Source organism: Pseudomonas sp. MWU12-2037 (assembly GCF_023242345.1).
Lineage (GTDB): Bacteria > Pseudomonadota > Gammaproteobacteria > Pseudomonadales > Pseudomonadaceae > Aquipseudomonas > Aquipseudomonas gingeri_D.
In genome coordinates this window covers 115123-134304 of the sequence record NZ_JALLIZ010000014.1, presented here as the reverse complement: position 1 = coordinate 134304, position 19182 = coordinate 115123, and the positions used below count along the sequence as shown (strand labels likewise).

Annotated in this window: 16 protein-coding genes; 3 read left to right on the top strand and 13 right to left on the bottom strand. The window is 60.8% G+C overall.

The genetic code is table 11. The features are described from left to right. From nuoC to M5B42_RS23085, 12 genes are all read right to left on the bottom strand, one after another. Entirely contained in the window at positions 1 to 1785 is a 1785-nt protein-coding gene (gene nuoC / locus M5B42_RS23140; protein WP_248747134.1) for an NADH-quinone oxidoreductase subunit C/D, read from the bottom strand. Between the two features lie 73 nt (positions 1786 to 1858). Next, positions 1859 to 2533, bottom strand: a complete 675-nt coding sequence (locus tag M5B42_RS23135) for an NADH-quinone oxidoreductase subunit B (RefSeq protein WP_100940076.1) — start codon at positions 2531 to 2533, stop codon at positions 1859 to 1861. A 10-nt stretch (positions 2534 to 2543) separates the two neighbouring features. After that, positions 2544 to 2957: an NADH-quinone oxidoreductase subunit A gene (locus tag M5B42_RS23130; RefSeq protein ID WP_010444610.1), complete on the bottom strand. Its 414-nt coding sequence runs from the start codon at positions 2955 to 2957 to the stop codon at positions 2544 to 2546. Positions 2958 to 3596: 639 nt separating this feature from the next. After that, the gene (gene aceA, locus M5B42_RS23125) at positions 3597 to 4922 is read right to left on the bottom strand and encodes an isocitrate lyase (protein ID WP_103495052.1); all 1326 of its coding nucleotides are present in this window, start codon (positions 4920 to 4922) and stop codon (positions 3597 to 3599) included. A gap of 501 nt (positions 4923 to 5423) precedes the next feature. After that, positions 5424 to 6221: a secretin N-terminal domain-containing protein gene (locus M5B42_RS23120; protein ID WP_152739823.1), complete on the bottom strand. Its 798-nt coding sequence runs from the start codon at positions 6219 to 6221 to the stop codon at positions 5424 to 5426. Between the two features lie 256 nt (positions 6222 to 6477). Further along, the gene (locus M5B42_RS23115) at positions 6478 to 6903 is read right to left on the bottom strand and encodes a GNAT family N-acetyltransferase (protein WP_152739824.1); all 426 of its coding nucleotides are present in this window, start codon (positions 6901 to 6903) and stop codon (positions 6478 to 6480) included. Then, a complete protein-coding gene (locus tag M5B42_RS23110; RefSeq protein ID WP_152739825.1) occupies positions 6896 to 8062 on the bottom strand; it encodes a cupin domain-containing protein in 1167 nt (388 codons plus the stop codon). The genes M5B42_RS23115 and M5B42_RS23110 overlap by 8 nt, the downstream gene beginning before the upstream one ends. 84 nt (positions 8063 to 8146) lie before the next feature. Continuing rightward, positions 8147 to 9517, bottom strand: a complete 1371-nt coding sequence (gene purB / locus M5B42_RS23105; protein ID WP_248747133.1) for an adenylosuccinate lyase — start codon at positions 9515 to 9517, stop codon at positions 8147 to 8149. A 112-nt stretch (positions 9518 to 9629) separates the two neighbouring features. Beyond that, a complete protein-coding gene (gene hflD / locus M5B42_RS23100; protein WP_103494152.1) occupies positions 9630 to 10253 on the bottom strand; it encodes a high frequency lysogenization protein HflD in 624 nt (207 codons plus the stop codon). After that, on the bottom strand, positions 10250 to 11383 hold the full coding sequence (gene mnmA / locus M5B42_RS23095; RefSeq protein ID WP_177104230.1) for a tRNA 2-thiouridine(34) synthase MnmA: 1134 nt from the start codon (positions 11381 to 11383) through the stop codon (positions 10250 to 10252). The genes hflD and mnmA overlap by 4 nt, the downstream gene beginning before the upstream one ends. 60 nt (positions 11384 to 11443) lie before the next feature. Next, on the bottom strand, positions 11444 to 11890 hold the full coding sequence (locus M5B42_RS23090; RefSeq protein ID WP_177104228.1) for an NUDIX hydrolase: 447 nt from the start codon (positions 11888 to 11890) through the stop codon (positions 11444 to 11446). 71 nt (positions 11891 to 11961) lie between these two features. Next, a complete protein-coding gene (locus M5B42_RS23085; RefSeq protein ID WP_248747132.1) occupies positions 11962 to 14187 on the bottom strand; it encodes an NADP-dependent isocitrate dehydrogenase in 2226 nt (741 codons plus the stop codon). A gap of 496 nt (positions 14188 to 14683) precedes the next feature. Here M5B42_RS23085 and icd point away from each other — a divergent pair, with 496 nt between their 5' ends. Then, entirely contained in the window at positions 14684 to 15940 is a 1257-nt protein-coding gene (icd, locus tag M5B42_RS23080; protein WP_103494147.1) for an NADP-dependent isocitrate dehydrogenase, read from the top strand. A gap of 76 nt (positions 15941 to 16016) precedes the next feature. On the opposite strand, the gene cspD is transcribed toward icd, so the two are convergent. After that, positions 16017 to 16298, bottom strand: a complete 282-nt coding sequence (cspD, locus tag M5B42_RS23075; RefSeq protein ID WP_305123111.1) for a cold shock domain-containing protein CspD — start codon at positions 16296 to 16298, stop codon at positions 16017 to 16019. A gap of 221 nt (positions 16299 to 16519) precedes the next feature. Between cspD and clpS the strand changes: the two genes are divergently transcribed. Together clpS and clpA are read left to right on the top strand one after the other, a co-directional pair. Next, entirely contained in the window at positions 16520 to 16882 is a 363-nt protein-coding gene (gene clpS, locus M5B42_RS23070) for an ATP-dependent Clp protease adapter ClpS (RefSeq protein ID WP_040069302.1), read from the top strand. Between the two features lie 28 nt (positions 16883 to 16910). After that, the gene (gene clpA / locus M5B42_RS23065) at positions 16911 to 19181 is read left to right on the top strand and encodes an ATP-dependent Clp protease ATP-binding subunit ClpA (protein WP_103494146.1); all 2271 of its coding nucleotides are present in this window, start codon (positions 16911 to 16913) and stop codon (positions 19179 to 19181) included. Position 19182 lies beyond the last annotated feature (1 nt).

Sequence of the window (19182 nt, the reverse complement as noted above, 5' to 3'; positions counted from 1 at the left end):
TTAGCGGTCCACGTCGGCCATAACGAAGTCGATACTACCCAGGTACGCGATCAAGTCCGCGACCATGCTGCCTTTGATCACCGAAGGGATCTGTTGCAGATGGGGGAAGCTTGGGGTGCGGATCCGGGTACGGTAGCTCATGGTGCCGCCGTCGCTCGTCAGGTAATAACTGTTGATGCCCTTGGTCGCTTCGATCATCTGGAAGGATTCGTTGGCCGGCATCACCGGGCCCCACGAAACTTGCAGGAAGTGCGTGATCAAGGTCTCGATGTGCTGCAACGTGCGCTCTTTCGGTGGCGGCGTGGTCAGCGGGTGATCCGCCTTGTACGGGCCTTCCGGCATGTTGCGCAGGCACTGGTCGATGATCTTGATGCTCTGGCGCATTTCTTCGACGCGCACCATGCAGCGATCGTAGGCGTCGCCGTTGGCCGCCAGCGGGACTTCGAATTCGAAGTTCTCGTAGCCGGAGTACGGGCGCGCTTTACGCAGGTCGAAATCGCAACCGGTGGAACGCAGGCCGGCACCGGTGACGCCCCATTCCAGGGCTTCCTTGGTGTTGTAGGCGGCGACACCGATGGTCCGACCCTTGAGGATGCTGTTCTGCAGGGCGGCCTTGGTGTACTCGTCGAGGCGTTTTGGCAGCCAGTCGACGAACTCCTTGACCAGCTTGTCCCAGCCACGTGGCAGGTCGTGGGCGACGCCGCCGATGCGGTACCAGGCCGGGTGCAGGCGGAAGCCGGTGATGGCTTCGATGACCTTGTAGGCGCGCTGGCGGTCGGTGAAGGTGAAGAACACCGGGGTCATGGCGCCGACGTCCTGGATATAGGTCCCCAGGAACAGCAGGTGGCTGGTGATCCGGAAGAACTCGGCCATCATAATGCGGATGGTGTCGACCCGGTCCGGCACCTTGATGCCGGCCAGCTTCTCGACCGAGAGCACGTACGGCAGGTTGTTCATCACCCCGCCGAGGTAGTCGATACGGTCGGTGTAGGGGATGAAGCTGTGCCAGGACTGGCGCTCGGCCATTTTCTCGGCACCACGGTGGTGGTAGCCGATGTCCGGGACGCAGTCGACGACTTCTTCGCCGTCCAGTTGCAGGATGATCCGGAAGGCGCCGTGGGCCGAAGGGTGGTTCGGGCCCAGGTTGAGGAACATGTAGTCCTCGTTGGCGCCGGAACGCTTCATGCCCCAGTCTTCAGGACAGAAGCGCGCGGCTTCTTCTTCCAACTGTTGCTTGGCCAGGGTCAGGCTGAACGGATCGAACTCGGTGGCACGGGCCGGGAAGTCCTTGCGCAGCGGGTGACCTTCCCAGGTCGGCGGCATCATGATGCGCGACAGGTGCGGGTGGCCGGGGAAATCGATGCCGAACATGTCCCAGACTTCACGCTCGTACCAGTTGGCGTTTGGCCAGATACCGGTCACGGTCGGGAGGCTCAGGTCGCCTTCGGAAAGGGCGACCTTGATCATCACATCGCTGTTACGTTCCAGCGACATCAGGTGATAGAACACGGTGAAATCGGCGCCGCTCGGCAGGCCCTGGCGCTTGGTGCGCAGACGCTCGTCCACGCCGTGCAGGTCATAGAGCATGACGTACGGCTTGGGCAGGTTGCGCAGGAAGGTCAGGACTTCGACGAGCTTGGCCCGGGTCACCCACAGCACCGGCATGCCGGTGCGGGTGGCCTGGGCGGTAAAGGCCTCGGGGCCGAAACGGTTGTTCAGTTCGACGACCACATCCTGGTCGTCAGCCTTGTAAGGCGGGATGTACAGAGCACTGCCTGTAGTCATGGTTTCTTATCGCTTTGGGTCAACGTAAAGAATGAAGCCAGCTTCTCGTTTCTTTTTACAGAGCGGATCTGGATCAGACTTCGTCAGGGCTGCGCAGGTTGGTGACCTGGATACGCTGTTCGCGGCGCTGTTCCTTTTGCGACGGCATCTCGGCGCGATATACGCCTTGATCACCGACGACCCAGGAAAGTGGGCGACGCTCCTGGCCAATCGACTCCTGCAACAGCATCAAGCCTTGCAGGAAAGCCTCGGGGCGGGGCGGGCAGCCAGGCACGTAGACGTCCACGGGCAGGAACTTGTCCACCCCTTGAACCACGGAGTAGATGTCGTACATGCCACCGGAGTTGGCGCACGAACCCATGGAGATGACCCACTTCGGCTCGAGCATTTGCTCGTAGAGGCGCTGGATGATCGGCGCCATCTTGATGAAGCAGGTGCCGGCAATAACCATGAAATCCGCCTGGCGCGGCGATGCCCGGATAACTTCGGCGCCGAAGCGGGCGATGTCGTGGGGCGCCGTGAAGGCGGTGGTCATTTCCACATAGCAGCACGACAAGCCGAAGTTGTACGGCCACAGGGAGTTTTTGCGCCCCCAGTTGACCGCGCCGTTCAGCACGTCTTCCAGCTTGCCCATGTAGATGTTTTTGTGGACTTGATCTTCTAACGGATCGGAAACGGTTTCCCGTTGGCCGATCGGGTACTGCTCGTTAGGCGCATCCGGGTCGATTCGAGTGAGATTGTATTGCATTGCCAAAGCCTCATTGTTTCAGCTTCGCCTGCCGCTTCTGACGAGCTTGCGGAGCCCAATCAAGCGCCCCCACTCGGTAAAGGTAGACAAGACCTGCCAACAGAATTGCTATGAAAACGAGAGCTTCGACGAATCCGGTCCAGCCGCTTTCGCGGACGGACACAGACCATGCAAAGAGAAAGAGGGCTTCGATATCGAAGATCACGAACAGCATCGCGACCAGATAGAATTTGGCGGAGAGCCGCAAGCGGGCGCTACCGGTGGGTAGCATGCCGGACTCGAACGGTTCGTTTTTGCTGCGTCCCCAGGCTTTTGACCCGAGAAGGCTGGAAAGACCGAGCATGAAGGCGCAGAGGCCGACGACGCCGAGCAGGAAAATAGCAAAGCCCCAGTTGTGGGCCATGAGTCCGGTCGCTTCGGTCATGCGGGTAATCCTTAACAGAGCGCAAGGGTCTCTGAGCGTGATAAAGAAGTAAAAGCAGTGACGATATGTCGCAGTGCAATCTATCCCGGTGATTTTATGGCTAAACACCGGGCAAGTAAATTTTCTATAGCGAAATTATTGGCTGGAATAAGGACATGTAGAGGTCTCGATGGCTTGCAGGCCATGTACTGTGGGCATTAGGGGCCTTTTTGTTAATTATGTTTTATCCGCATTGTAATGAACGAAGTGAATATTGAATGATAATTGATATCATCTAGGTCGCTCCAATGCTGGTGGTCGCCCGCGAAGGGAAGTGTAGTGGCTTTAAACGCCGGCGCGATGAAAGTTGCATCGCGCGTCGTTTTAGCGCTTTTTGTCGCAATTGATACCGCTCTGGATCAATGTTTTGCATCGTCACGGCGAACGCATTCCTGTAGGAGCAGGGCTTGCCCGCGAAGAGGCCCCTGAGTTCTGCGCCGCTCATCCGGCCGCCTTCGCGGGCAAGCCCTGCTCCTACAAAGTGCGGTGGCGAGTCTGTAGGCGACAGGCAAAAAAACGCCCCGAACCAGTCGGGGCGTCAGGTCTTCAGGCATTCCAGTTAGTTCTGCTTCGCTCTGGAATGGCCGCTTGCTCGCTTACTCAGTGGAACTGCTCTTCTTCGGTCGAACCGGTCAGCGCGGTCACCGAGGACGAGCCGCCCTGGATCACGGTGGTCATGTCGTCGAAGTAGCCGGTACCGACTTCCTGCTGGTGCGCGACGAAGGTGTAACCCTTGGCAGCGTCAGCGAATTCCTGCTCCTGCAGTTTCACGTAGGCGGTCATGTCGTTGCGGGCGTAGTCGTGCGCCAGGTTGAACATGCTGTGCCACATGTTGTGGATACCCGCCAGGGTAATGAACTGGTGCTTGTAGCCCATGGCCGACAGTTCGCGCTGGAACTTGGCGATGGTCGCGTCGTCCAGGTTCTTCTTCCAGTTGAAGGAAGGCGAGCAGTTGTAGGACAGCAGCTGGTCCGGGTATTCCTTCTTGATGGCCTCGGCGAAGCGACGGGCTTCGTCCAGGTCCGGCTTGGCGGTTTCACACCAGATCAGGTCGGCGTACGGCGCGTAGGCCAGGCCGCGGGCGATGGCCTGGTCGAGGCCGGCGCGGACTTTATAGAAACCTTCCTGGGTGCGTTCGCCAGTCACGAACGGCTGGTCGTACGGATCGCAATCCGAAGTCAGCAGGTCGGCGGCGTTGGCGTCGGTACGGGCCAGGATGATGGTCGGCGTACCGGCAACGTCGGCGGCCAGGCGAGCAGCGGTCAGCTTCTGCACGGCTTCCTGGGTCGGTACCAGTACCTTGCCGCCCATGTGGCCGCATTTCTTCACGGAAGCCAGCTGGTCTTCGAAGTGCACGCCGGCGGCGCCCGCTTCGATCATGCTCTTCATCAGCTCGTAGGCGTTCAGCACGCCGCCGAAACCGGCTTCGGCGTCGGCCACGATGGGTGCGAAGTAGTCGATGTAGCCTTCATCGCCCGGGTTCTTGCCGGCTTTCCACTGGATCTGGTCGGCGCGACGGAACGAGTTGTTGATGCGCTTGACCACGGTCGGCACGGAGTCCACCGGGTACAGCGACTGGTCGGGGTACATGGATTCTGCGGAGTTGTTGTCCGCGGCCACTTGCCAGCCCGACAGGTAGATTGCCTGGATACCGGCCTTGACTTGTTGCACGGCCTGGCCGCCGGTCAGGGCGCCCATGCAGTTGACGAAATCCTTGTCCGGACGGAAGGACGGCTTGGCGCCCTGGGTCACCAGGTTCCACAGTTTCTCGGCGCCCATGCGGGCCAGGGTGTGCTCAGGTTGAACCGAGCCACGCAGGCGGACCACGTCAGCGGCGGAGTAAGTGCGTGTCACGCCTTTCCAGCGCGGGTTTTCAGCCCAGTCTTTTTCAAGGGCTGCAATTTGCTGTTCGCGTGTCAGTGCCATGGAGATAAACCTCGTCGCATAGGTCTTAGGTGGAGAATTCCTTGCTCCGCCGAATGCTCAAGGGAAGGCTTGGGCAAACGGCTGCTCGCTGACCAGAAGCTTAGGCGCTCAGGTGCGGTTCGGCGGGGAAGGCGACGATTGAACGATGGGCTCAAGGGGGAAGTGAGCGAGGCGAGGGCGAGCCGTCGGGCGCATTGGGGCATCGTGGGCCTTTGTGCGGACTTCAGGGATCTTGCCGTTCTACCTATTACGCTTCCGTCCCTCGGGACAACTTCGTTCCAGTCGCAACCTCGTCAAACGCGCCTTGTGGGCGGTACAGACACGAATCGGCTCAGGTGGGTAGGTTAGAGCGGCGATCCGAAGGCCCTTGCCAGGGCCCCTGATTAGCGGGAGCGAGGCCATCATGCCTTCGGTTTTTTGGCTCGTCAAACATTTTGTAGTGCTTTTTTTCAGGCACTACATCTTTAGTCTAATACGACTCGTCGGTCAGTTTTTGGTGCTTTAGTCCAGGCTGTCGACTTTCACCCGCAAAGTCATGTCGTTACGCCCAGAGGTCGAGTAGCTGCGGGTTAGCGCCTGTCGGTCGGCCTGGCTCTGGCCATTGACGCCGGCCAGGGTGATCCACTCGCCCAGGCGCCCGCTGACGGTTGTGTCGGTGCTTTGCACGTTCACTACATCCTGACGCTCCTGGCTGATCCGGTCACGATTGGTACTGATGGACAGGTGAACGATGTCGCCGGTGACGCTGGCGGTGACGTAGAAACCCTGGGTCACGTTGCGGTATTGGCTCTGGATCTGCGTCAGGGGCTGTTGATTGGGGTTCTGATTCTGGTTCGAGCCGTTACCCTGGGTCTGGTTGGTGCTGATGGCGGTGGTCAGCGGTACGCTCTGGCCGACCTGGATCAGCGCCGGGGTGCCTTCGACGGTCTGCACCTGCTGGATGCCGCCGTCGCGACTGGCGGTGCCATAGTTGATGACGCGGGTCTGGTTCTGGCCGTTGATCGTGTAGCCGTTGTTCTGGTCGTTGTTTTCGCTGGTGTCGACGCTGATCAGCAGGCGCTTGGCCGGGGTGTCGAGTTGGCCGAGGAAGTCACGCAGTTCCTTGATCTTGGAAGGTTCCGCATTGACGATCAGTTGGTTCTGGTAGGCGCTGGCCTTGCCGTCCTTGCCGAGAAAGTCCTGGGCTACCGGCAGCAGGTCGGCGCTGGTGCGGTAGTTCAGGGGAATGATTTCGGTGGCGGCCTGGGCGCTGAGGGTGCAGCTCAGTAGCAGGCCGGTGAGCAGGGTGCGTAGGGACATGTCCGTTATCTCCGCGTTGGACTGGGCAATGGGTTGAGTTTGACAGTTTCTCGGCCATTGGTGGGTCAAGTTGAATCGCGGACGGCAAAACGCCCCGGCATCGGGGATGGCGGGGCGTTCTGCGGTGTTCTTGCTGGCGTCTTCGCGGGCAAGCTCCGCTCCCACAGGGTCCATGCAACACCGAGGATGGGTGAGTGGGCACGGACATTGTGGGAGCGGAGCTTGCCCGCGAATGGCTGCGCAGCAGCACCGGCTTTTAAACCGAGTGGCGCACCATGTCGACGTGGGGAATCCCGGCTTCGAGAAACTCCTCGCTGACGATGCTGAACCCCAGGCGCTCATAGAACCGGGTCGCCTGGACCTGGGCACTGAGCATCTGTTGCTTGAGGCCACGTTTCTCGGCCTCGCCGATCACCGCCTGCATCAGCGCGTCACCGACCTTCAGCCCGCGCCAGTCCTTGAGGACCGAGACCCGGCCGATATGGCCGTCCGGCAACAGCCGGGCGGTGCCGATCGGGAAGTCCCCCTCGACGGCCAGGAAGTGCACGGCGCCACTGTCATCGGCGTCCCACTCCAGCTCCGGCGGAACCGACTGCTCGGCAATAAACACTGACTCACGAATGCGCCGAATCTCGGCGTTATCCTTTTGCCAGTCCGCGACACGTACGTGAATTCTATTCATCGGCAAATCCCAGGCTTCCTTGTTTGACCAGCTGACACAGCAGGCTGCGGCCGTCTTCATCGGCCAACCATGGCGCCAGATTATCCGCGTGCAGCGCATCGGCCGCACAGATCATTTTCAACAGCTCGCGCAGTTTGCCTGGCAACAGGCGGCTCTGTCCGCTGGCGAACAGCAGCAGGTCGTCGTCGACTTCGGACCAGGCCAGGCGCGCGCTCGGGTTGCGGATCAGGATCGCGCCATCCTGCAGGCCGCTGAGCAGGTCTTCTTCTTCGAGTTCCGGGCCCACCACCAGTTCCGGATAACGCGGCTCGGTCATGAACTGGCCGAACCAGGTCAGCAGCAGGCGTTCGTCGCTCATATGCTCGGCCAGCAGGCTTTTCAGGCGGTCGAGGGCGTCGTGCTGGATCTGGTGCGGGTCAGCCACCGGTTGCGCGTCGGCATCGGTGTAGCGTTCTTCGTCCGGCAGGAACTGGGCGAGGAAGTCGGTGAAGTGGGTCAGCACTTCGGCGGCGCTCGGTGCGCGGAAGCCGACCGAATAGGTCATGCAGTCATCCACGGCCACGCCGCAATGGGCCAGGCGCGGTGGCAGGTAGAGCATGTCGCCGGGTTCCAGGGTCCACTCGGCGGTTTCCTCGAATTCGGCGAGGATGCGCAGGTCGGCGTGTTCCAGCAGCGGGCTGGCGGAATCGCACATCTGGCCGATTTTCCAGTTGCGCTTGCCGTGGCCCTGGAGCAGGAACACATCGTAGTTGTCGAAGTGCGGACCGACGCTGCCGCCGGGCGCGGCAAAGCTGATCATCACGTCGTCGATGCGCCAGCTCGGCAGGAAGCGGAAGTGCTCCAGCAGTTCGGCGACTTCCGGGACGAACTGATCCACGGCCTGCACCAGCAGGGTCCACTCACGCTCCGGCAGTTGGCTGAAGGCGTCTTCGGCGAACGGGCCGCGGCGCAGTTCCCAGGGGCGTTCGCCGTGCTCGATGATCAGGCGCGATTCGACTTCTTCTTCCAGGGCCAGGCCGGCCAGCTCGTCGGCGTCGATCGGGCTTTCGAAATCCGGAATGGCCTGTCGGATCAGCAGGGGTTTCTTCTGCCAGTAGTCACGCAGGAATTCCCGGGCGGTGATGCCGCCCAGAAGTTGCAGAGGAGTATCAGGATTCATGTGTAACCTATTGAAAAAAAGCATTTTTAAGGCTGGAATAAAAACGCCCGGCTCAGCCGGGCGTTCAGAGCGGGTACGGCGCGATCAGATACGCTGGGCCTGGGCCACGGCGTTGCCGATGTAGTTGGCCGGGGTGAGCTTTTTCAGCTCGGCCTTGGCGTCCGCGGGCATTTCGAGGCCGTCGATGAAAGTCTGCAGCGCTTCGGGGCTGATGCCCTTGCCGCGGGTCAGTTCTTTCAGTTTTTCGTACGGGTTTTCGATGTTGTAGCGACGCATGACGGTCTGGATCGGCTCGGCCAGGACTTCCCAGCAGGCGTCCAGGTCGGCGGCGATTTTCTGCTCGTTGAGCTCCAGCTTGCTGATGCCCTTGAGGCTGGCTTCGTAAGCAATGACGCTGTGGGCGAAGCCGACACCGAGGTTGCGCAGCACGGTGGAGTCGGTCAGGTCACGCTGCCAGCGGGAGATCGGCAGCTTGCTGGCCAGGTGCTGGAACAGCGCGTTGGCGATACCCAGGTTGCCTTCGGAGTTTTCGAAGTCGATCGGGTTGACCTTGTGCGGCATGGTCGAGGAACCGATTTCGCCGGCAATGGTGCGCTGCTTGAAGTAGCCCAGGGAGATGTAGCCCCAGATATCGCGGTCGAAGTCGATCAGGATGGTGTTGAAGCGCGCGATCGCGTCGAACAGCTCGGCAATGTAGTCGTGCGGCTCGATCTGGGTGGTGTAGGGGTTGAAGCCCAGGCCCAGCTCGTCTTCGATAAAGGCGCGGGCGTTTTCTTCCCAGTCGATCTGCGGGTAGGCCGACAGGTGGGCGTTGTAGTTGCCCACGGCACCGTTGATCTTGCCCAGCAGCGGCACGGCGGCGACCTGGGCGATCTGGCGCTCCAGGCGGTAGACGACGTTCGCCAGTTCCTTGCCCAGGGTGGTCGGCGAGGCCGGCTGGCCGTGGGTGCGCGAGAGCATCGGCACGGCGGCGAAGCGCTGGGCCAGTTCGCGGATGGATTCGGCGATCTGGCGCATCAGCGGCAGCAGCACGTCGTCACGGCCTTCGCGCAGCATCAGGGCGTGGGACAGGTTGTTGATGTCCTCGCTGGTGCAGGCGAAGTGGATGAATTCGCTGACGTTGGCCAGTTCAGGCAGCTTGGCGGCCTGTTCCTTGAGCAGGTACTCAATGGCTTTGACGTCGTGGTTGGTGGTGCGCTCGATCTCCTTCACACGCTCGGCGTGTTCCAGGGAAAAGTTCTCGGAGAGGGTGTTCAAGACCGCGTTGGCTTCGGCGGAAAAGGCCGGAACTTCGCTGATCTGGGCGTGGGCGGCCAGGCGCTGGAGCCAGCGCACTTCCACCAGCACGCGTGCACGGATCAGGCCGTATTCGCTGAAAATTGGGCGCAGGGCCTGGGTTTTGCCGGCGTAGCGGCCGTCAACAGGGGAAACCGCAGTGAGCGAAGAAAGCTGCATGGGGTGTTCTCGGACAGTCGGGCAACGAAATGGGGCGCGTATCATACATGAAAATACTCGCCGGTCTGTTGCCAACCGACCGGCGTCTTGCGCTTTTCGCGGATAACGGCGCCTAGGCGCTGTGCATCAGCGGGTAGAGTTCCTTGAGCAGCTTGCGCCGGCTGACCACCAGTTGCCAGCGATGGCCACCCAGTTGTCGCCACAGGCGCGCCGAGCGGATACCGGCCAGGAGCAGGGCGCGGATCTTCGAGGCGTTGCTCGGTTGTTGCAGGTTGCGCATGTCGCCGTGCACCTGGATACGCTGGCGCAGGGTGCTCAGGGTGTCCTGGTAGAGGGCGCCGCAGGCAGCCACGACGTTTTCGTGGGACGGGCCGAAATGCTCGACCTGGGACTGGATCTGCGGCAGGCGCTTGCCGATGATCTCCAGCAAGTCATCACGCTTGGCCAACTGGCGCTCGAGGCCGAGCATCGACAGGGCGTAGCGCAGCGGTTCGCGTTGCAGGGCGCTGGGGTCGCGCTCCAGGGCACCGATCAGCGCGCGGTAGCCGTCGCGCAGTTGGAGGTCGTCGCCACCATAGACTTCCAGGGTGTCCTTGGGGTCGCGCACCAGCAGGCTGTTGAGCATGCAGCTCAGGCCGGCTTCGCTGGACTGGCCGCTCTTGGCGATCTTGTCCACCAGCACCGCGGCGAGAAACACACCGCCCAGCGCCGTCAGTTGCTCCTGGGTCGGGCTCATGGGCGCTGTTCCTTGAAGGTCCAGGGCTCGGCGACTTCGATCACGCCGCCACCGAGGCAGACCTCACCGTCGTAGAACACCACGGACTGCCCCGGGGTCACCGCGCGCTGGGGTTCATCGAACACGGCGCGATAGCCGTTTTCGGTCTGTTCCAGGGTGCAGGACTGGTCGCTTTGGCGATAACGAACCTTGGCCGTCAGCTTGCGCGGCACGCTCAGGTCCACCGGGTTGACCCAGTAGATCTCGGAGGCGAGCAGGGCGCGGGAAAACAGCCACGGGTGCTCGTTGCCCTGGCCGACGATCAGTTCGTTGTGTTCCAGGTCCTTGAGCAGCACGTACCAGGGCTCGTCGCCGGCGTCCTTCAGGCCGCCGATGCCCAGGCCCTGGCGCTGGCCGATGGTGTGGTACATCAGGCCGTGGTGACGACCGATGACTTCGCCTTCGGTGGTCTTGATCTCACCCGGTTGGGCCGGCAGGTACTGCTTGAGGAAGTCGCTGAAGCGCCGTTCGCCGATAAAGCAGATACCGGTGGAGTCCTTCTTCTTCGCCGTGGCCAGTTCGTGTTTCTCGGCAATGGCGCGTACTGCGGGCTTTTCCAGTTCACCGACCGGGAACAGGGTCTTGGCGATCTGTTCGCCGCCGACGGCGTGGAGGAAGTAGCTCTGGTCCTTATTCGGGTCCAGGCCCTTGAGCAGTTCGGTGCGGCCGTCGATGTCGCGGCGACGTACGTAATGGCCGGTGGCAATCAGGTCGGCACCCAGCATCAGGGCGTAGTCGAGGAACGCCTTGAACTTGATTTCGCGGTTGCAGAGGATGTCCGGGTTCGGCGTGCGTCCGGCCTTGTATTCGGCCAGGAAGTGTTCGAACACGTTGTCCCAGTATTCGGCGGCGAAGTTGGCGGTGTGCAGCTTGATGCCGATCTTGTCGCACACGGCCTGGGCGTCCGCCAGGTCGTCCATGGCGGTGCAGTACTCCGTTCCGTCGTCTTCTTCCCAGTTCTTCATGAACAGGCCTTCCACCTGGTAACCCTGCTCCATCAGCAGTACGGCGGAAACGGAAGAGTCTACGCCGCCGGACATGCCGACGATGACGCGCAGGTTTTCTGGGGCGGTGGCAGCTGGATCACGCATAGGGATTCAATGAGTGTCTTCGAAAAAGGACGCGATTCTAACAGGCCCGGGCCCGCAAGGCTAAAGAGAAGGGCGGATCAGCTCGAGACTGTGCAGGGGACCGGCCAGATAATCGTCCAGGCAGCGGATGATCAGCTCGCTGCGCCATTGCGGGCGCAGGGCCAGCAATTCGTCGCGGGTCAGCCAGCGTGGGCCGATGATGCCGTGGTCCAGTGGGTAGTCCGGGCGGTGCTTGAGCGCTTTGCCGGCAAAGCAGACGCGCTGGTAGGTCACGCCGTTGCTCGGGGCGGTATACAGGTAGATGCCGACGACGCCGGTCAGTTCCACCTCCCAGCCGGTTTCCTCGAGGGTTTCGCGGATGGCGGCCTCGCTGAGGCTTTCATTCGGGTCCAGGTGACCGGCGGGCTGGTTGAGGACCGTTGCTGCTTCGTAGCACTCTTCGGTGAAGAGAAAGCGACCGTTGTCTTCGACGACAGTGGCGACGGTGATGTGGGGTTGCCATTCCATAGGGTAGTTTCTCTGGTTGTGAAAACACAAACCCCGGCACTGGGCCGGGGCTTGTGGTACTGCCGAGGAGCTTACACCAGCGCGGCAATCGCCGCGTTGAGGGTTGCGCTCGGACGCATGGCCTTGCTGATCAGCTCGGCGTCGGCGTGGTAGTAGCCGCCGATGTCCACTGGCTTGCCCTGTACGGCGTTGAGCTCGGCAACGATGGTCGCCTCGTTCTCGGCCAGGGTCTTGGCCAGCTGGGTGAACTGGCCTTGCAGCGCAGTGTCTTCGCTCTGGGCGGCCAGGGCCTGGGCCCAGTACAGCGCCAGGTAGAAGTGGCTGCCGCGGTTGTCGATGTTGCCGACTTTACGCGATGGCGACTTGTTGTTGTCGAGGAACTGGCCAGTGGCCTGGTCCAGGGTCTTCGACAGCACCAGGGCTTTCGGGTTGTTGTAGGTCACGCCCAGGTGTTCCAGGGACGCGGCCAGGGCCAGGAATTCACCCAGGGAGTCCCAGCGCAGGAAGTTCTCTTCCACCAGTTGCTGCACGTGTTTCGGTGCCGAACCGCCGGCGCCGGTTTCGAACAGGCCACCGCCGTTCATCAGCGGCACGATCGACAGCATCTTGGCGCTGGTGCCCAGTTCCATGATCGGGAACAGGTCGGTCAGGTAGTCGCGCAGCACGTTACCGGTCACCGAGATGGTGTCCTTGCCGGCGCGGGTGCGGTCCAGGGTGTACTTCATCGCGTCGACCGGCGACATGATCTGGATATCCAGGCCGGTGGTGTCGTGGTCCTTGAGGTAGGTCTGGACCTTCTCGATGACCACGCCGTCGTGGGCGCGCATTGGGTCCAGCCAGAAAATCGCTGGAGTGCTGCTGGCGCGGGCACGGTTGACGGCCAGCTTGACCCAGTCCTGGATCGGCGCGTCCTTGGTCTGGCACATACGGAAGATGTCGCCGGCTTCCACGGTCTGTTCCAGCAGGGTACGACCGGTGCTGTCGGTCACCCGAACCACGCCGTCGGTCTTGATCTGGAAGGTCTTGTCGTGGGAACCGTACTCTTCGGCTTTCTTCGCCATCAGGCCGACGTTCGGCACGCTGCCCATGGTGGTTGGGTCGAAGGCGCCGTGTTGCTTGCAGTCTTCGATCACCGCCTGGTAGATGGTGGCGTAGCAGCGATCCGGGATCACCGCCTTGGTGTCGTGCAGCTGGCCGTCGGTGCCCCACATCTTGCCGGAGTCACGGATCATCGCTGGCATCGAGGCGTCGACGATGACGTCGCTCGGCACGTGCAGGTTGGTGATGCCTTTGTCGGAGTTGACCATGGCCAACGACGGACGGGCAGCGTAGACCGCCTGGATGTCGGCTTCGATCTGCGCCTGCTGCTCGGCCGGCAGGGCCTTGATGCGGGCGTACAGGTCGCCGATGCCGTTGTTCAGGTTGAAGCCGATCTGCTCCAGCACGTCAGCGTGCTTGGCCAGGGCGTCTTTATAGAACTCGGCAACGATCTGGCCGAACATGATCGGGTCGGAGACCTTCATCATGGTGGCTTTCAGGTGAACCGACAGCAGCACGCCTTGTTGCTTGGCGTCTTCGATTTCGGCGGCGATGAAGCTGCGCAGGGCGTTCTTGCTCAGCACGGCGCAGTCGAGGATCTCACCGGCTTGTACGCTGGTCTTCTCTTTCAGGACGCTGGCAGTGCCATCCTGGGCGATCAGCTCGATCTTGACGCTGCCGGCAGCGTCGATCAGTGCGGCTTTTTCGCTGCCGTAGAAGTCACCGGTGCTCATGTGAGCGACGTGGGACTTGGAGTCGGCAGCCCAGGCGCCCATCTTGTGCGGGTGCTTGCGGGCATAGTTCTTGACCGACAGCGGCGCGCGGCGGTCGGAGTTGCCTTCGCGCAGGACCGGGTTCACGGCGCTGCCCTTGATCTTGTCGTAACGGGCGCGAGCGTCTTTCTCGGCGTCGGTGCTGACGGTTTCCGGGTAGTCCGGGATGTTGAAACCCTGGGCTTGCAGTTCCTTGATCGCGGCCTGCAGTTGTGGAACCGAGGCGCTGATGTTCGGCAGCTTGATGATGTTGGCTTCGGGGGTGATAGCCAGCTCGCCCAGTTCGGCGAGGTGGTCCGGCACGGCCTTGGCGCCCAGTTGTTCAGGGAAGCTTGCGAGAATGCGGCCGGCCAGCGAGATATCACGGGTTTCCACGGCGATATCAGCCGAAGCGGTAAAGGCCTCTACGATAGGCAACAGTGAATAGGTGGCGAGGGCAGGGGCTTCGTCGGTGAAGGTGTAGATGATCTTCGAACGGTTGGGCATATTCGGATTAACTCTCTTCTTTGCTAAAGCATGCGCAGAAACTCGAGATGCGCCGGGTAAGCGCGTTCGTTCAAAAGTCATCCATGAGCCGAATGTCGAGGTTTCTTCGCGCGCGGTGATGTTGGGTGCATCAGTCGAGCGTCAAGCGGTCGGATTGCGATAACAACCCGGCTTTTTCAGGCGGAAAGTCTCGTTGTAGAGAGGTCGGCCGTCGTGACTCCATGGTCAGCGGCGCGATTATACATAGGTTGCTGGCAAAACGCCGATGCTTCATAAGCGACTACACTCGTCCATTGGTCTAAAGGTCGCAGGGCACCCTGCGGCGAGGTGTCGCAAGCAGTGCTCGACTTTGGCGCTTTTACCTTTGCTTTCAAGCTTGTAGGCCGCGAAATCGAGGTTTTTCGCGGCAGATGAGTCGGGTGTGAGGTTCCCACGGGCAAGCACCTGGGGTACGCTCGAACGCAGCCAGATGTTCAATCCATAGATGGAGTTCAACATGGGATACAAGAAGATTCAGGTTCCGGCCGTCGGCGAAAAAATCACCGTCAATCCAGACCATTCTCTCAATGTTCCTGACAACCCGATCATCCCCTTCATCGAAGGCGATGGTATTGGCGTCGATATCAGCCCGGTGATGATCAAGGTCGTCGATGCGGCGGTACACAAGGCCTACGGCGGCAAGCGCAAGATTTCCTGGATGGAAGTCTTTGCCGGCGAGAAGGCCACCCAGGTCTATGACCAGGACACCTGGCTGCCCCAGGAAACCCTGGATGCGGTCAAGGATTATGTGGTTTCCATCAAGGGGCCGCTGACCACACCGGTGGGCGGCGGCATCCGTTCGCTGAACGTGGCCCTGCGTCAGCAGCTCGACCTGTATGTCTGCCTGCGTCCGGTGCGCTGGTTCGAAGGCGTGCCCAGCCCGGTGAAGAAGCCCGGCGACGTTGATATGACGATCTTCCGTGAGAACTCCGAAGATATCTATGCCGGTATCGAATGGAAGGCCGGTTCGCCGGAAGCGATCAAGGTCATCAAGTTCCTGAAGGAAGAAATGGGTGTCACCAAGATTCGTTTCGACCAGGACTGCGGGATCGGCATCAAGCCGGTGTCCAAAGAGGGCACCAAGCGACTGGCGCGCAAGGCCCTGCAATATGTCGTCGACAACGATCGCAAGTCGCTGACCATCGTGCATAAAGGCAACATCATGAAGTTCACCGAAGGTGCCTTCAAGGAGTGGGCCTATGAAGTGGCGGCCGAGGAGTTCGGCGCGACCCTGCTCGACGGCGGCCCGTGGATGCAGTTCAAGAACCCGAAAACCGGCCGCAACGTGGTGGTCAAGGACGCCATCGCCGATGCCATGCTCCAGCAGATCCTGCTGCGTCCGGCGGAGTATGACGTGATCGCGACCCTGAACCTGAACGGCGACTATCTGTCCGACGCCCTGGCCGCCGAAGTGGGCGGTATCGGTATCGCGCCGGGGGCCAACCTGTCCGACACCGTGGCAATGTTCGAAGCGACCCACGGCACCGCGCCCAAGTACGCGGGCAAGGACCAGGTCAATCCCGGATCGCTGATCCTGTCCGCGGAAATGATGCTGCGGCACATGGGCTGGATCGAAGCGGCCGACCTGATCATCAAGGGCACCAATGGCGCCATCGGCGCGAAAACCGTGACCTATGATTTCGAGCGTCTGATGGACGGTGCGACGCTGGTGTCGTCTTCCGGCTTTGGCGATGCGCTGATCAAGCACATGTAGGCTGACCGACGGTAAACGAAAACGCCCGGCCCAAGTGATTGGACCGGGCGTTTCTCTATCTGAAAGCGTGTGGCTTTCAGGCTCTGGCGGTTACGGCGGGGGCTTGTGTCGCAGCATTCTGCGGTTTGGCAACAGGTGCGGCAGCGGTGACCAGTTGCCGGATGTTGACCGCATGCAGCCCCTTGGGACCCTGGATGATCTCAAAGCTTACTGCCTGGCCAGCCTTAAGGGTTTTGTAGCCATCCATCTGGATGGCCGAGTAATGGGCGAACAGGTCTTCACTCTTGCCTTCTTCAATGATGAAGCCGTAGCCCTTGGCATTGTTGAACCACTTGACTTTACCACTCAGCATGCTCATATCCCTCTGCAAACGACCCCATCACTGGAGTATCATCCAGTTCATCCTTCACTGCGTGAACCAGAAAAACGGTTGACGGTATGGACCTTTATTACCCAATGTGGGCTCTATTGGTTGTAACACCGTTTTGCCGATAGTCAAGGTGACGCGACGGCCAGTGTTGAAATCTGTCCGAAGTGCCCCCATCACTGCAATTGCTCAACTGACGAACCTTTCTTTCCATGCATGCAATCAGCCAGATTCGACTAACATTCAATCAGGATCGCCCGGATTCCCACGACGACGATTCAGCGGGTATTGCTGTACAGGAATCCAAGCCCGCGTTGCAGGCGCCACCGATGTACAAGGTGGTTTTGTTCAATGATGACTACACACCGATGGATTTCGTCGTCGAAGTGCTCGAGGTGTTTTTTAACCTGAATCGCGAGCTGGCGACCAAGGTCATGCTGGCCGTCCACACAGAAGGACGGGCAGTATGTGGAGTGTTTACCCGCGACATCGCCGAGACCAAGGCCATGCAGGTCAATCAGTACGCCAGGGAAAGCCAGCATCCGCTACTCTGTGAAATCGAGAAGGACGGTTAATGCCGACCACTTGGGTATGAGGTGAACTATGTTAAACCGCGAACTCGAAGTCACCCTCAATCTTGCCTTCAAGGAGGCTCGCTCGAAGCGTCATGAATTCATGACCGTCGAGCACCTGCTGCTGGCCCTTTTGGATAATGAGGCTGCCGCCACCGTCCTGCGTGCCTGTGGCGCCAATCTCGATAAACTCAAGCACGATCTGCAGGAGTTCATCGACTCCACCACGCCGCTGATCCCCGTCCATGATGAGGATCGCGAAACCCAGCCGACTCTGGGCTTTCAGCGTGTCCTGCAACGTGCTGTCTTCCATGTGCAGAGTTCCGGTAAACGTGAAGTGACGGGCGCCAACGTGCTGGTCGCGATCTTCAGCGAGCAGGAAAGCCAGGCGGTCTTCCTGCTCAAGCAGCAAAGCGTTGCACGTATCGATGTCGTCAACTACATCGCCCATGGCATCTCCAAGGTGCCCGGGCACGGCGATCACTCCGAAGGCGAGCAAGATATGCAGGACGAAGAGGGCGGTGAGTCTTCATCTTCAGGCAATCCACTGGACGCTTATGCCAGCAATCTGAACGAACTGGCGCGCCAGGGTCGTATCGATCCGCTGGTCGGGCGTGAGTTGGAAGTCGAGCGCGTGGCGCAGATCCTGGCGCGCCGGCGCAAGAACAACCCGCTGCTGGTGGGCGAGGCGGGCGTGGGCAAGACGGCCATCGCCGAAGGCCTGGCCAAGCGCATCGTCGACAACCAGGTGCCGGACCTGCTGGCCAACAGCGTGGTCTACTCCCTTGACCTCGGTGCACTGCTGGCCGGTACCAAATACCGCGGCGATTTCGAGAAGCGCTTCAAGGCGTTGCTCGGCGAGTTGAAAAAACGTCCGCAGGCGATCCTGTTCATCGACGAAATCCACACCATCATCGGTGCGGGTGCCGCTTCCGGCGGCGTCATGGATGCCTCGAACCTGCTCAAGCCGTTGCTCTCCTCGGGTGATATCCGCTGCATCGGTTCGACCACCTTCCAGGAATTTCGTGGCATCTTCGAGAAGGACCGGGCTTTGGCGCGGCGCTTCCAGAAGGTCGACGTGTCCGAGCCTTCGGTGGAAGACACCATCGGTATCCTGCGCGGCCTGAAAGGGCGTTTCGAGCAGCACCACAATATCGAGTACAGCGACGAGGCCTTGCGCGCCGCCGCCGAACTGGCGTCGCGTTATATCAATGATCGGCACATGCCGGACAAGGCCATCGACGTGATCGACGAGGCCGGTGCCTATCAGCGCCTGCAACCGATCGAGAAACGGGTCAAACGCATCGAGGTGCCTCAGGTCGAGGACATCGTGGCGAAGATCGCGCGGATTCCGCCAAAACACGTCACCAGCTCCGACAAGGAACTGCTGCGTAACCTGGAGCGCGACCTGAAACTGACCGTGTTCGGTCAGGATGCGGCCATCGATTCGCTGTCGACCGCCATCAAGCTGTCCCGTGCCGGCTTGAAGTCGCCGGACAAACCGGTCGGTTCGTTCCTGTTCGCCGGTCCCACCGGCGTCGGCAAGACCGAAGCGGCGCGGCAGTTGGCCAAGGCGATGGGGATCGAACTGGTGCGTTTCGACATGTCCGAGTACATGGAGCGCCACACCGTTTCGCGTCTGATCGGTGCGCCTCCGGGTTATGTCGGTTTCGACCAGGGCGGCCTGCTGACCGAGGCCATCACCAAACAACCGCATTGCGTGCTGCTGCTCGATGAAATCGAGAAGGCCCACCCGGAAGTCTTCAACCTGCTGCTGCAGGTGATGGACCACGGGACCCTGACCGACAACAACGGGCGCAAGGCGGACTTCCGCAATGTGATCGTGATCATGACCACCAACGCCGGTGCCGAAACCGCGGCACGTGCGTCGATTGGCTTCACGCATCAGGACCACTCGTCCGATGCGATGGAAGTGATCAAGAAGAGCTTCACGCCGGAGTTCCGCAACCGTCTGGACACCATTATCCAGTTTGGTCGCCTCAGCCATGAGGTGATCAAGAGCGTGGTGGACAAGTTCCTTACCGAGCTTCAGGCGCAGCTGGAAGACAAGCGTGTGCAACTGGAAGTCACCGATGCGGCGCGCAACTGGCTGGCGGAAGGTGGTTACGACGCGGCGATGGGCGCACGCCCGATGGCGCGTCTGATCCAGGACAAGATCAAGCGGCCGTTGGCCGAGGAGATCCTGTTCGGCGAGTTGTCCGACCATGGCGGTGTGGTGCACATCGATCTGAAGGATGGCGAGCTGACCTTCGAGTTCGAAACCACGGCTGAAATGGCTTGAT

Excerpts from the sequence above, each read along its gene's own strand:
- mnmA (WP_177104230.1), bottom strand. The coding sequence starts at position 11,383 with ATGCGTGATCCAGCTGCCACCGCCCCAGAAAACCTGCGCGTCATCGTC.
- clpS (WP_040069302.1), top strand. The coding sequence starts at position 16,520 with ATGCATGCAATCAGCCAGATTCGACTAACATTCAATCAGGATCGCCCG.
- M5B42_RS23135 (WP_100940076.1), bottom strand. The coding sequence starts at position 2,533 with ATGCAATACAATCTCACTCGAATCGACCCGGATGCGCCTAACGAGCAG.
- M5B42_RS23120 (WP_152739823.1), bottom strand. The coding sequence starts at position 6,221 with ATGTCCCTACGCACCCTGCTCACCGGCCTGCTACTGAGCTGCACCCTC.
- M5B42_RS23130 (WP_010444610.1), bottom strand. The coding sequence starts at position 2,957 with ATGACCGAAGCGACCGGACTCATGGCCCACAACTGGGGCTTTGCTATT.
- icd (WP_103494147.1), top strand. The coding sequence starts at position 14,684 with ATGGGATACAAGAAGATTCAGGTTCCGGCCGTCGGCGAAAAAATCACC.
- aceA (WP_103495052.1), bottom strand. The coding sequence starts at position 4,922 with ATGGCACTGACACGCGAACAGCAAATTGCAGCCCTTGAAAAAGACTGG.
- purB (WP_248747133.1), bottom strand. The coding sequence starts at position 9,517 with ATGCAGCTTTCTTCGCTCACTGCGGTTTCCCCTGTTGACGGCCGCTAC.
- M5B42_RS23110 (WP_152739825.1), bottom strand. The coding sequence starts at position 8,062 with ATGAATCCTGATACTCCTCTGCAACTTCTGGGCGGCATCACCGCCCGG.
- clpA (WP_103494146.1), top strand. The coding sequence starts at position 16,911 with ATGTTAAACCGCGAACTCGAAGTCACCCTCAATCTTGCCTTCAAGGAG.
- nuoC (WP_248747134.1), bottom strand. The coding sequence starts at position 1,785 with ATGACTACAGGCAGTGCTCTGTACATCCCGCCTTACAAGGCTGACGAC.
- M5B42_RS23115 (WP_152739824.1), bottom strand. The coding sequence starts at position 6,903 with ATGAATAGAATTCACGTACGTGTCGCGGACTGGCAAAAGGATAACGCC.
- M5B42_RS23090 (WP_177104228.1), bottom strand. The coding sequence starts at position 11,890 with ATGGAATGGCAACCCCACATCACCGTCGCCACTGTCGTCGAAGACAAC.
- hflD (WP_103494152.1), bottom strand. The coding sequence starts at position 10,253 with ATGAGCCCGACCCAGGAGCAACTGACGGCGCTGGGCGGTGTGTTTCTC.
- cspD (WP_305123111.1), bottom strand. The coding sequence starts at position 16,298 with ATGAGCATGCTGAGTGGTAAAGTCAAGTGGTTCAACAATGCCAAGGGC.
- M5B42_RS23085 (WP_248747132.1), bottom strand. The coding sequence starts at position 14,187 with ATGCCCAACCGTTCGAAGATCATCTACACCTTCACCGACGAAGCCCCT.